Source organism: Burkholderia sp. PR2 (assembly GCF_052372875.1).
In the GTDB taxonomy this organism is placed as follows: Bacteria; Pseudomonadota; Gammaproteobacteria; order Burkholderiales; family Burkholderiaceae; genus Burkholderia; species Burkholderia diffusa.
The window spans coordinates 1,060,468-1,072,323 of the sequence record NZ_JBQRWH010000001.1 but is presented as its reverse complement, the minus strand read 5'-3'; the positions used below and the strand labels follow the sequence as shown (position 1 = coordinate 1,072,323).

The following is an 11,856-nucleotide window of genomic DNA, read 5'->3' as shown; positions in this document are numbered from 1 at the left end:
CCATCGACCGCATGCCCCCGGAGACTGGAATGCCCGGCAATTCCCACCCCCTGTCCAGCGATACGCCGCCCGTTGCCGATCCGGCCGCCAATCCGCTCGGGATGGCCGGACTCGAATTCGTCGAGTTCGCGGCACCGGTGCCGGACGCGCTTGCGCAACGCTTCGAGCAGCTCGGGTTCAAGGCGATCGCGCGCCATGTGAGCAAGAACGTCACGCTGTACCGGCAAGGACAGATGCAGTTCCTGATCAATGCCGAGCCCGATTCGTTCGCCGCGCGCTATGCAGAGGAATACGGGATGGGCGTCTGCGCGATCGGGCTGCGCGTGGCCAGCGCGCGCCGCGCGTTCGAGCGTGCGATCGAGCTCGGCGCGTGGGCGTTCGAGGGCGAGCGGATCGGGGTCGGCGAGCTGAAGATTCCCGCGATCCAGGGGATCGGCGATTCGCACCTCTATTTCGTCGACCGCTGGCGCGGGCGGGACGGCCAGCGCGGCGGCGTCGGCGACATCTCGATCTTCGACATCGATTTCCGGCCGATCGACATCGCGACCGCGCATACCGATGTCGACTGCGTCGGCACGGGCCTGCAGCAGGTCGACCACTTCACGCAGACGGTCGGCGCGGGGCGCATGCGCGAGTGGCTCGACTTCTATCACGACCTGCTGCACTTCCGCGAAATCCACGAAATCGACGCGCACTGGCATGTGTCGGAAGAATCGCGCGTGATGGTGTCACCTTGCGGCGCGGTGCGGATTCCGGTCTACGAGGAAGGCACGCGGCGCACCGAACTGATGCACGCGTATCTGCCCGACCACCCGGGCGAAGGCGTTCAGCACGTTGCGCTGTCGACCGACGACATCCTGGCGAGCGTCGATGCGCTGCGCGCGAACGGCGTCGAATTCATCGAGCCGCCGGCGCGCTATTACGACGAAGTCGATGCGCGGCTGCCGGGGCACGGCGTCGATCTCGACGCGCTGCGCCGCCGCGCCGTGCTGGTCGATGGCGAGATCGGCAGCGATGGCGTGCCGCGCCTGTTCTTCCAGACCTTCGTCAAGCGCCGGCCCGGCGAGATCTTCTTCGAGATCGTGCAGCGGCAGGGGCACCACGGATTCGGTGAAGGGAACCTCGCGGCGCTGGCGCGCGCCCGCGACGCCGGCTGAGCGGCAGGCGCACGATCGTGACCGCGAAATCAGCCGCTGAGTAACGTCAAGCGCCCACGGCCGGCACGCGGTTCGGCGCCGGGTCGTTCGGCGGCTTGAGCACGCACGCGGTACCACCCGGCGTGTACATCGACACGACGCAGCGGTTGCATGACGTGCAGCCCGACTGCGTGAGCCGGCCGCCGTGCAGCTCGTTCACGAAGTCCGGCTCGAACACGAGCGCGCGGGCGAGCGCCACCGCATCGAATCCTTCGCGCATCGCCAGCGCGACGTTCTCGCGGGAACGCACGCCGCCGAGATACGCGAGCGGCATCCGGACGGCCGCTCGCACCTGCTTCGAATGCTCGAGGAAATACATCTCCCGAAATGCGCCCATCCTCGGCTCGGTGAGCTTCTGCAGCGTCATCGCCGCACGCACGATCGCGTTGTCGGCGTTTGCGCGCGCATCGCCGGGCAGCGGGCTGCCGAACAGCTGCCACACCGACTCGACGTTCATCCCGCCGCTCAGTACCAGCAGGTGCGCACCCTCGGCCTCGAGCCGCCGCGCGATCTCGCACGCGTCGTCGGCGGTTCCGCCGCCGCGCACGCCTTCGGTCACGCCGATCTTGCAGACCACGGCGAGATCGCGGCCGACGGCATCGAGCACGCGGCCCAGCACCTCGACGGGAAACGCCGCGCGGCGCGCCGCATCGCCGCCGTACGCGTCGCGACGACGGTTGTACAGCGGCGAGAGGAACTGGCTCAGCAGATAACCGTGTCCCATGTGGATCTCGACCGCGTCGAAGCCCGCGTCGCGCGCATGTCGCGCCGCTCGTGCGAATTCGTCGGCGATCGCGGTCATCTGGTCGCGCGTCATCGCCTGCTTCAGGAAACGGCCACTCATCACGCCGACCTTGTTGAAGCCGCCGGATGCGCTCAACGGTCGTTTCGTCGACAGCGACGGCAGGAACGTGAAGCAGCCGCCATGCGTGATCTGCGCGGACGCCGCCGCGCCGTGACGATGGACCGCGTCGGTCAGCGCGCGGAATTGCCGGACCGTCGGCGCATCGAGCCGCGCCTGGTCGACGAACGTGCGGCCATCGTCGCTGACCGCGCAGTACGCGACGGTCGTCAGCGCGGCGCCGCCTGCGGCGATACGCTCATGAAACCCGACGAGCGCGCGCGACGGCACGCCGTTCGGCGTCATCCCTTCGTTGGTCGCGGATTTGATCAGGCGGTTGCGCAGCGTCAGCGGACCGATCTGCAGCGGGCTGAACGCGGTATCGAGCGTGGCGGGTTCCATGTCGGGCGGGCGTCGGGAATGGGCACGGCGACCATTGTGCCGAGTCGGTGCGGGGCGGCATCGTCCACGTGGATGACCCGCCGCCGGGGCCGCGCCCGCACCGCCTACTCGGTCGTACCCAGCTTGCGTGCCTGACGACGCATCCCGTCGAAGATCGCATCGGCCACGTCCGCCGGGAAATCCGCCGGAATCCCCGACGCGACGGCGGCGATCACCGGTTCGGTGCGCGCGGCCACATCGGCCATGGCCGCGCGCACGTCGTGTTCGGTCAGACCGACGCGCGCGCCTTGCGCGATCCAGTGACGCGGCTGGATGTCGCCGATCACGTAATGGCGATTCTTCCCGCATACGGCCATCGCGAGCCGTGCGCGTCGCGGCGGCAGCTGGTTGCGTCGCGTGCCGATGATCGGGTGCGCGGACAGCACGTCGTACAGCGGCGTGCTGCGATACGTATTGCCCGGCAGGTGCGCGATGCTGAAATTCTTCGCGTGGCCGTCGATGGCCGCGAGCACCCAGAACACGAGCTGCGTGACGAAGAAATTCCTCCGGTCCTGCGCGGCATCGGCGGAATTCGCGAGGATGCCCATGATCGTCGCGATGCCCGGGCCGCCGTCGGATTCGTATTTGGCGCCCGACGGCGTGCCGGTCGCCTGGCACATGTCCTCCTGCGGCAGCCGCAGGATCCACGTGCCGTCGCGGGACGGGCGGCGGTCGAAGCGCTCGACGATCAGCGCCTTCTGGTCGTCGAACCGGCCGATATCGCACGCGGCGACGGGCAGGCCGTATGCGGCGACGATCTTCGAGCACAGCCATTCGTTCTCGACCGACGTGCGCATGTCGGCCTGCATGTTTCCGACACGCCCCAGCGGCAGCTTGAAGATATGCGTGGTCGGTGTGCTGCCCGCCGGCAGCCGCCAGCGCTTGCCGTCGCGCAGCAGCGCGGTCTTTTCCTGCGCGCCGGCGATCGACAGGCGCAGCTCGCCGTCCGGCTCCGCTTGGCCGGGCAGCGGCGCGGCGGTTGCGTGGCGCAGCACGTCGGCCACGGCCGCGTCGTCGAGCACGGTGCCGTCGATCGATTCGAGGTCGATCGGGGTTTCGTCCGGCGGCAGCAACTGCAGCGCCCCGACGCAATCGCGGCCGATCGACGCGAGCAGTTCGAACGGCGCCGTCGACCCGAGCCGGTAGCGCTGCGCGATGCGGCGGCGGATCGGCTGGCTGTCCGGCAGCAGGTTGTCGAAGTAATCGGCGACGATCGCGCCCTGGTGCGGCTGGTTGCCCGGCGTGAACGGCAGCGACAGCGACAGCGGACGCCCTTGCGGATCGTCGACCCATGCCGGCAGGTAGACGAGGCGCTCGATGCCGCGCCGGACTTCCCAGTATCCGACCGGGATGCCGTTCATCCACAGATCGAGGCGGTCGTGGCGGGGACGGCGGGCCATCGTCACCAGTCCTCCCGCGTGGGGTTCCGAGACTTGCCGGGTGTCGCCGCGGCAGACCGTTTCCGCGCGGCGGCGGATGGAGCCTTCGCGGCGGCCGGCGGGCGAGCCGGCACATCCGACGAACCGGGCGAGCGGCCGCGTGCGGCCGGTGCGCGCTTGAGCGCTGGCGTGGAGTCGTCGGGCACCGTTGTGTCGTCCGGGGTGCCCGGCACGAGCGTCAGGCGAACACCGAGCACGTTCAGCACCTTGAAAAGCCGTTCGATGCTGACCGCGGACGGATTGGCTTCGAGCTGCGCGTACGACTGTTGCGTCACGCCGAGGCGGGCGGCGAGCTGCGCCTGCGTGAGCCCCGCCGACTTCCGGAAGCCGACGAGGATCGGGCGCAACTGGCTCAAGGTCTGGACCGGGAATGGCATGGGCTCTCCGCGAAATGACAGGCGATCGCTTGTAATCGAAAAATACAGTCTATGGTATGTATCGTCAAAATACAAACCCGAGACTGTAATTCATAAAAACAAACGATAGCCTGTCAGGCGGACACCCGTGGGTCGGTAAAAGGGCGGGCGGTGCGCGCTCGTCAGCTCGGCATCACGCCGCCCGCAGCGGGCTCGCGTGGGCGGCGCGCGCGCTTTCCGGATCGTCGTCGCCGAGCGGGATGAACGCCATGATTTCCAGGTCGTGCCCCGACAGCGCCGGCAGCCGGAACGGGCTCGACAGCACGTTCAGCCGTCGCACGCCGAGGTTACGCAGGATCTGCGATCCGATCCCCGTCACGCGGCCGTCGCGGCGCGCGTGGCCGGCGGGCGTTCGCATCGCGTCGCCGCGCATGTCGCAGTCGAGCAGCACCGCGACGCCGCAGCCGGCCGCATCGATCCGCTGCAGCGCCGCGTGCAGCGGCCACGAATGCGCGGACGGTTCCGCGTCGAGCAGGTCGAGCAGCGAATGGCATTCGTGCACGCGCGTCAGCACGGGCGTCGACGGATCGGGCTCGCCTCGCACCAGCGCGAGATGCGGCGCGCCGTGCACGGTGTCGCGATACTCGATCGCGCGGAACCGGCCCCACGGCGTATGCAGCGGCCGCTCGCCGACACGTTCGACGAGCGACTCGTGCTCGCGGCGGTAATGAATCAGGTCCGCGATCGTGCCGATCTTCAGCCCGTGATGCGCGGCGAACGTCTTCAGCTCCGGCAGCCGCGCCATCGTGCCGTCGTCGCTCATCACCTCGCAGATCACCGACGCGGGCGTGAGCCCGGCAAGCGCCGCGAGATCGCAGCCGGCCTCGGTGTGCCCGGCTCGCACCAGCACGCCGCCCGGGCGCGCGGCGATCGGAAACACGTGGCCGGGCTGCACGAGATCGTCGGGGCGCGCGCCCGCACGGACCGCCGCGCGGATCGTCCGCGCCCGATCGGCCGCGGAAATGCCGGTCGTCACGCCTTCGGCCGCCTCGATGCTGACGGTGAACGCGGTGCCGAACGGCGTGCCGTTGTGGTCGGCCATCGGCGGCAGGCGCAGTTGCTCGCAGCGCTCGGCGGTCAGCGTCAGGCAGATCAGCCCGCGCCCGAAGCGCGCCATGAAGTTGATCGCGTCGGGCGTCACGTGATCGGCCGCGATCACGAGGTCGCCCTCGTTTTCGCGATCCTCTTCGTCTACCAGCAGGACCATCCGTCCCGCGCGCAGCTCGTCGACGATTTCCGGCGTGGTGGCGAGCGTCATTGCGCCTCCGTCGCATCGAATGCGCGGCGCAGCGCGTCGGCGCCGAAGGTCAGCACGCGATCGGCCGCGTCGACCGCGCCGAGCATGCTCGCGAAGCCGTGCAACTGGCCCGGCCAGCGCACGAGCGAGACCGGCGTGCCGGCCTGCGCGAGACGCAGTGCATACGCTTCGGCCTCGTCGCGCAACGGATCGAATTCCGCGCTCACGATCGTGGCCGGCGCCGCGCCCGACAGGCCCGCCACCGCGAGCGGGCTCGCGAGCGGCGATGCGCGGTCGGCGCCGTCGTCGAAATACTGGCGCTTGAACCAGCGCATCGCGTCCGCCGTCAGGAAATAGCCTTCACCGAGCGATTCGTACGACGGATGCTCGGTCGCGCAATCGACGACCGGATACAGCAGCAACTGGTGCGCGATCGCGATGCCCGAGCCGCGCAGCTGCAATGCGGCGACCGCGGCCAGGTTGCCGCCGGCGCTATCGCCGGCCACGGCGATCGCACCGGCGCGCGCGCCGAGATCGCGCGCACTGGCGGCCGCCCAGCGCACGGCATCGCATGCGTCCTGCGCGGCCGCCGGGAAGCGCGCTTCGGGCGCGAGCCGGTAATCGACCGACAGCACGAGCGTGCGCGCCCGTCTGGCAAGACTGCGGCACACGTTCGCGTGCGAGTCGATACCGCACGCGACGAAGCCGCCGCCGTGGAAAAACACGGTCAGCGGCAACGGCCCGTCGGCATCGGGCCGATACAGTCGTGCGGATAACTGACGACCCGGTGCCGGGATCTGCCAGTCCTCTTCGGCGGCAATCGCGTCGCCGGGCGCGAACGCGCTGCCTCCGGCGAGGCTCGCGCGGTACGCGGGCACGGTCAGTTGATCGAAATCGATCGCGGGCGCTTGGGCGAGCGCGGCGAGCAGCGCCTGCGCCTGAGGGTCGAGCGGCATTGGAACTCCTGTCTGAATCGGATGCGGTCTGAATCAGGTAAACCCGCATCGCGGTTTTCCCTGAGCCCGCGCCGGACGCTTGTCGGCACGGCTTGACGGGCATTCCAGCGCAGCGGGCAGGGCGCCACATCATCCGATCGGACGATGGTTCGCGCGTCCGATTGGCCAAAGCTCACCATTCAGTGAATGTCCCGATGACGCCGGAATTAAGACGAGTCTTAATCATGGCGGCGCGGATGAATCGCACCGAATACAAGTTGCATGGAGGATGGAGCGTGCTGATGGAGACGAGATGGGCTCCGCAAGAGAGCCAGTCAACAAGTGAGGAGGCCGGCATCGGCGTCGCGGATTTCAGCGAGCTGATGGCGCGCATCTACCAGGGACCGTTGGAAACGCCGCCGTGGGCGGGGGCGCTCGAGCTGGTTCGCCGGTTGCTGCAGGCCAACTACGTGACGCTGATCCTGCGCGCGGCTGCGAGCGACCGCCGCGCGCCGCTGTCCGTGCACGCTTCGGAATACGGCCCGGTCGTGCCGGGTGACGGCGAGGCGTCGTACAACAACTACTACTATTCGCTCGACCCGTTCGTCGGCCTGCCGGCCGATCGCGTGGTCACGGTCGACGACGTGTTCGGCGATACGGGCTGGCTGTCGAGCGAGCTGTACAAGCAGTTCCTGAAGCCGCAGGACGTGCGCTACATCCTCGGCGCGGACCTGCGCACGCCGTCGGGTGTCGAGTGCCGGTTCCGCGTGTGCCGCAACCATGCGTCGAAGCAGTTCTCCGCGCGCGACAAGGCGATCTGCGCGCTCCTGCTGCCGCACCTGAAGCGCGCGGTCGAGCTCCATTCGCGGCTCGACACGGCCGAGGTAGAGCGGTCGATCTATGCGAATGCGATCAACCGGATGCAGATCGGCACGATCACGCTCGACGAGAACGGCACGATCATCGACATGAACAGCGTCGCCGACGAGATCCTGAAGCAGAACAATGGTCTGACGATTGCGCGCGGCACGATCGAGGCGACCGATGCGCAGGAGAACCGCACGCTCAAGCGGCTGATCCGCCACGCGGTGATGGGACATCACGGCACGGCTGCGGCGACCGTCGAGGCGATGCCGATCACGCGCAGTTTCGACAAGCCGCGTCTCGGGCTGCTGGTGCGCACCGTGCTGCTGTCCGACTGGTCGGAGGACAACAAGCGCCGGCCGGCCGTCACGCTGTTTCTGCGCGACCCCGACCGCAAGCCGCAGGGCGCGCAGGAAATCATCCGCAAGCTGTTCGACCTGACGCCGGCCGAGACGTCGCTCGCGCTGCTGCTGACCAACGGGCTGACGCTGGAGGAGGCCGCGGACGAATCGGGAATCAGCAAGAACACGGCGCGCACGCACCTGCGTGCGATCTTCTCGAAGACGGGCGTCACGCGCCAGGCGACGCTCGTGCGGATCCTGCTCGGGAGTGTCGTGCCGCTCGGGTAAGCGGCGCAGTCGAAGCCGCCGCATCGGCAACGGATGCGTTCGCCCGGCGACACGTCGGCATCGGCCGATGCGTTGCGCGCGACACGGTGATGGCGACATCATGCAAACGAGGCTCGCACCGCGCGAGCCTCTTCTTCATTCCGTGCCGCCGATCACGAGTATCGGCGGGTCAACGGCCGGCGCGGCGGCCCGCGTTCACGACCCTCGCGTCGAGCGATACGCGCAATCGGCCAATGCCGACCAATGCCGACCAATGCCGACCAATGCCGGCCACGACGCACAGCCGCGCCGGATGAGCCCGATGCCGGTGCGGATCCCGCGTGCACCGATCGCGAGCGCGGCGAGCAACGACGACGCGCATCGCTTTCGATCTCGCTGAAAAATTACAGCGCGCGTCCATTTGGTAGTGCATTCGGCGGCACCGCATGACGCTATCGCGCCATCGAGGTAGGCCGCTCAATGGAGCGCCGAAGCGCGATGAGCGACGCTGCCTGCTTGTGAGCGGCAGCGTGCGCATCATCGGCACCAGGTATTCGCCGGCGCCGCCCTTCCATTTTTCATCGGTGCACCGGCAAAACAGGGCGACTACCTTTCAATTTCGCAAGGTAAGCGGTTTTTCGGGATCGTTGCAGCGGCGTCTTGCTGGGCGACCAAGTGAGGGGGAAGGCGAAGTGACCAACTGCGCACCGCGATGCCAAACGCCGACCATTGATCTCAACATTATAGAAATAATGTCAAATCAACCGCGACTGATGATTGGATATCTAACGGTTTACGTTATATTATTCGAAAAAATTATCGACGCAACCCGCCATGTCCGACCTCGCTGCCGACGAATCCCGCCTGATCGCCGAAATCGACCGCCTGAAGGCCGATTTCCCGAAAACCCGCGAGCTGTATCGCGAGGTCTGCGCATTGATGTTCTTCCGCTTCGGCATCACGCCCACCGCGAACCGCCTGTACCAGCTCGTGCGCAAGGGCAGCATGAGCACGCCGACAGCGGTTCTCGGCGAGTTCTGGGCCGAGTTGAGGGAGAAGAGTCGTGTGCGCATCGAGCATCCCGACTTGCCGGCTGACCTGCAGGCTGCGGCCGGCGAGCTCGTCGCCGCGTTGTGGACTCGCTCGACTGCCGATGCCGCCGCAGCGCTCGATGCACTGCGCGCCGAAGTCGACGCCGAACGAGCGGCGGCGAAGGCGGAGGTCGCTGCATTGCAAACCGACCTGTCCCGTACCGAAATCGCGTTGGAGCACCGCACGAGCGCGTTGCTGGCGGCCCAGGTGCGCATCCAGGAGCTCGAGCAGGCAAGGGCGGCGGACGAAGCGTCGCACCGCGCGCTGCAGGCGGAAGTCGAACGGCTGAAGTCCGACAATGCAGACGCCGATCGTGCGCTGGCGCAAGCGCGCGCCGATTTCACCTCGCAGCTCGACCGGCTGCGCGACGACGCGGGCCGGGCGGAGGAACGCTTGCGAGCATCGGAGAAACGGGCGCTTCAGGAGATCGACCGCGAACGGCTCGCGGCCGCGCGCGTTCAAAAGGAACTCGATGCGGCCGCGACGCGCGCCGAACAGCGCGATACGCAGCACCGCAAGGATCTCGCGGCGCTGCAGGCGCAATTGGCCGACACGCAGCACCGCTGCGGGGTGCTTGAAGGCCAGCTCGACGGCGCTCGCGCGGCCAATGCCGCGTATGTCGGTGAACTCGACGCATTGCGTGCCGAACGCGCATCACGCGCCCCCGTGCGCAGGGCGCCCGGTCGGCCGGCGGGCGGCGGTCCGCGTGCGGCGAAACCGGTCGCCAGGAAGCGCGTTCCCAAACCCGCGTGACATGGGCGCCACGGTTCGGCGATAACGCATCCGCGACGCGGTGCGATTCGGGTAAAGTGCCGCTCAACTTGCCGGCTCGACGATTCTAGACGACCGGTCTAATCGTTGCTAAGATACGCCATCATGAATGCATCTTCAGGCGCGGAAGTCCGCCAGCACATTCTGAACATCGCGAAGCCGATCATGCTCCACAAGGGGTTCTCGGCGGTCGGTCTGAACGAGATTCTCGCCGCGGCGGGCATCCCGAAGGGCTCGTTTTACCATTACTTCGGCTCGAAGGAGGCGTTCGGCGAGGCGCTGCTCGAATCGTATTTCGAAGGCTATCTCGAGCATCTCGACAACCTGCTCGGCCGTCAGGCCGGCACGGGCGCGCAACGCCTGATGACGTACTGGGGCAACTGGCTGCACACGCAGTGCGCGGACGATCCGGAAGGCAAGTGCCTCGCGGTGAAGCTCGGCGCGGAAGTGTCCGATCTGTCGGAGGCAATGCGCGCGGTGCTGCGGCGCGGCACCGGCCAGATCATCGAGCGGCTCGCGGGCGGGATCGAGGCAGGGCTGGCCGACGGTTCGCTGAGCGGCGTCGACGATCCGGCGCATACGGCCGCGATCCTTTACGAGCTGTGGCTGGGTGCGACGCTGCTGGAGAAGATTCACCGGAACCGCAAACCGCTCGAACGCGCGATGCTCGAAACACGGCGGATGCTGAACCTGCCGTCCTTCGAGCCGGACGGAGCGCAGTCGTAACGTGGGCGCGCGCAGGCGCGCCTTGTTTTTTGGGTGAATACTAGACGACTGGTCTACTTACACTGAAATCCCGTTGCTTTACCCGTAAGGCTGCGGCTCCGCCGGCCGACTGGCCGGCACGGCCCGCAGCCTCGCATCAAAGTTGTCCAAGTTGATCCGATCGTGCCCGGTGCACGTCCCTTCCTGTTGACGGAGGTTCCCATGCCGCAAAGCAAGGCAGCAAACCGCAGAATCATCCTGAACGCGCGCCCGGTCGGCGCGCCCACCCCGAACGACTTCCGTACCGAGACCCTCGACGTGCCGGTGCCCGGCGCCGGCCAGGTGCTGTTGCGCACGGTCTGGCTGTCGCTCGACCCGTACATGCGCGGCCGGATGAGCGACGCGCCGTCGTATGCACCGCCGGTCCCGCTAGGCGACGTAATGGTCGGCGGCACGGTCAGCCGTGTCGTGGCATCGAACCTGCCCGCGTATCGCGAAGGCGACCTGGTCGTCGCGGGCGGCGGCTGGCAGGACTATTCGCTGTCCGACGGCAGCGACCTCATTGCGCTCGGCCGCGACTTCCCGCATCCGTCGCATGCGCTCGGCGTGCTCGGCATGCCGGGGTTCACCGCGTACACCGGGCTGCTGAAGATCGGCGAGCCGAAGGCGGGCGAAACCGTGGTCGTGGCCGCCGCGAGCGGGGCCGTCGGCGCGGTGGTCGGCCAGATCGCGAAGCTGAAGGGCTGCCGCGTGGTCGGCGTCGCGGGCGGCGCAAACAAGGTCGCGTACGTGAAGGACACGCTCGGCTTCGACGAGTGCGTCGATCACCGCGATCCGCAATTTGCAGAGAAACTGAAGGCCGCCTGCCCGAACGGCATCGACGTCTATTTCGAGAACGTCGGCGGTGCCGTGTTCGACGCGGTGTGGCCGCTGCTCAACGATCATGCGCGCGTGCCGGTGTGCGGAATCATCGCGCATTACAACGACGCGGCGTACGACGACACCGCGGTATCGGGCGGCCGCGACCGCGTGCCGGCGCTGGTGGGCACGATCCTGCGCAAGCGCATCCGCATGCAGGGGTTCATCATTCTGGATCACTATGCGACCGGCTATGCGCCGTTCCTGAAGGAGATGAGCGAGTGGGTCGCGCAGGGCAAGGTGAAGACGCTCGAAGATGTGGTCCCCGACCTCGCCGAAGCACCGCAAGCACTGATCGGCTTGCTCGCCGGCAAGAATTTCGGCAAGGTCGTCGTGCGCGTGGGTCCGGACGAACTGGCCTGACACCGGCGCAAGACGACACACAACGATTGC

The 11,856-nt window shown here is 67.8% G+C and carries 10 protein-coding genes; 5 read left to right on the top strand and 5 right to left on the bottom strand.

What is annotated here, in order from left to right:
• The first annotated feature begins 29 nt into the window (after positions 1-29).
• Positions 30-1,157 (top strand): 4-hydroxyphenylpyruvate dioxygenase family protein, encoded by a 1,128-nt coding sequence (locus ACT2FV_RS04665; protein ID WP_124623993.1) that lies wholly within the window; start codon positions 30-32, stop codon positions 1,155-1,157.
• Between the two features lie 46 nt (positions 1,158-1,203).
• Here the strand turns inward: ACT2FV_RS04665 and ACT2FV_RS04660 are convergent, their stop codons facing one another.
• The 5 genes from ACT2FV_RS04660 to ACT2FV_RS04640 all read right to left on the bottom strand — a co-directional run bounded on the left by ACT2FV_RS04660 (position 1,204) and on the right by ACT2FV_RS04640 (position 6,526).
• Positions 1,204-2,439: an NADH:flavin oxidoreductase gene (locus ACT2FV_RS04660; RefSeq protein WP_124623995.1), complete on the bottom strand. Its 1,236-nt coding sequence runs from the start codon at positions 2,437-2,439 to the stop codon at positions 1,204-1,206.
• A 104-nt stretch (positions 2,440-2,543) separates the two neighbouring features.
• Complete coding sequence (locus ACT2FV_RS04655) at positions 2,544-3,878, bottom strand: type II toxin-antitoxin system HipA family toxin (protein ID WP_444503339.1); 1,335 nt, start codon at positions 3,876-3,878, stop codon at positions 2,544-2,546.
• A gap of 2 nt (positions 3,879-3,880) precedes the next feature.
• Positions 3,881-4,294, bottom strand: a complete 414-nt coding sequence (locus ACT2FV_RS04650; protein ID WP_124623999.1) for a helix-turn-helix domain-containing protein — start codon at positions 4,292-4,294, stop codon at positions 3,881-3,883.
• Between the two features lie 172 nt (positions 4,295-4,466).
• Positions 4,467-5,591 (bottom strand): bifunctional 3,4-dihydroxy-2-butanone-4-phosphate synthase/GTP cyclohydrolase II, encoded by a 1,125-nt coding sequence (gene ribBA / locus ACT2FV_RS04645; protein ID WP_444503338.1) that lies wholly within the window; start codon positions 5,589-5,591, stop codon positions 4,467-4,469.
• Entirely contained in the window at positions 5,588-6,526 is a 939-nt protein-coding gene (locus tag ACT2FV_RS04640; RefSeq protein WP_444503337.1) for an alpha/beta hydrolase, read from the bottom strand. Before ACT2FV_RS04640 ends, ribBA begins: the two co-directional genes overlap by 4 nt.
• A gap of 281 nt (positions 6,527-6,807) precedes the next feature.
• Here ACT2FV_RS04640 and ACT2FV_RS04635 point away from each other — a divergent pair, with 281 nt between their 5' ends.
• From ACT2FV_RS04635 to ACT2FV_RS04620, 4 genes are all read left to right on the top strand, one after another.
• Complete coding sequence (locus tag ACT2FV_RS04635; protein WP_444503336.1) at positions 6,808-7,998, top strand: helix-turn-helix transcriptional regulator; 1,191 nt, start codon at positions 6,808-6,810, stop codon at positions 7,996-7,998.
• Between the two features lie 813 nt (positions 7,999-8,811).
• Positions 8,812-9,822 carry a DNA-binding protein gene (locus ACT2FV_RS04630; RefSeq protein WP_444503335.1) on the top strand — a complete coding sequence of 337 codons (1,011 nt, stop codon included), beginning with the start codon at positions 8,812-8,814 and terminating at the stop codon, positions 9,820-9,822.
• 123 nt (positions 9,823-9,945) lie between these two features.
• Entirely contained in the window at positions 9,946-10,566 is a 621-nt protein-coding gene (locus ACT2FV_RS04625; RefSeq protein WP_059599458.1) for a TetR/AcrR family transcriptional regulator, read from the top strand.
• Positions 10,567-10,767: 201 nt separating this feature from the next.
• Positions 10,768-11,826 (top strand): NADP-dependent oxidoreductase, encoded by a 1,059-nt coding sequence (locus tag ACT2FV_RS04620; protein WP_444503334.1) that lies wholly within the window; start codon positions 10,768-10,770, stop codon positions 11,824-11,826.
• The last annotated feature ends 30 nt before the right edge of the window (positions 11,827-11,856 follow it).

Coding starts and splice junctions, on each gene's coding strand:
- ACT2FV_RS04665 (WP_124623993.1), top strand. CDS start 30: ATGCCCGGCAATTCCCACCCCCTGTCCAGCGATACGCCGCCCGTTGCC.
- ACT2FV_RS04660 (WP_124623995.1), bottom strand. CDS start 2,439: ATGGAACCCGCCACGCTCGATACCGCGTTCAGCCCGCTGCAGATCGGT.
- ACT2FV_RS04655 (WP_444503339.1), bottom strand. CDS start 3,878: ATGGCCCGCCGTCCCCGCCACGACCGCCTCGATCTGTGGATGAACGGC.
- ACT2FV_RS04650 (WP_124623999.1), bottom strand. CDS start 4,294: ATGCCATTCCCGGTCCAGACCTTGAGCCAGTTGCGCCCGATCCTCGTC.
- ribBA (WP_444503338.1), bottom strand. CDS start 5,591: ATGACGCTCGCCACCACGCCGGAAATCGTCGACGAGCTGCGCGCGGGA.
- ACT2FV_RS04640 (WP_444503337.1), bottom strand. CDS start 6,526: ATGCCGCTCGACCCTCAGGCGCAGGCGCTGCTCGCCGCGCTCGCCCAA.
- ACT2FV_RS04635 (WP_444503336.1), top strand. CDS start 6,808: ATGGAGACGAGATGGGCTCCGCAAGAGAGCCAGTCAACAAGTGAGGAG.
- ACT2FV_RS04630 (WP_444503335.1), top strand. CDS start 8,812: ATGTCCGACCTCGCTGCCGACGAATCCCGCCTGATCGCCGAAATCGAC.
- ACT2FV_RS04625 (WP_059599458.1), top strand. CDS start 9,946: ATGAATGCATCTTCAGGCGCGGAAGTCCGCCAGCACATTCTGAACATC.
- ACT2FV_RS04620 (WP_444503334.1), top strand. CDS start 10,768: ATGCCGCAAAGCAAGGCAGCAAACCGCAGAATCATCCTGAACGCGCGC.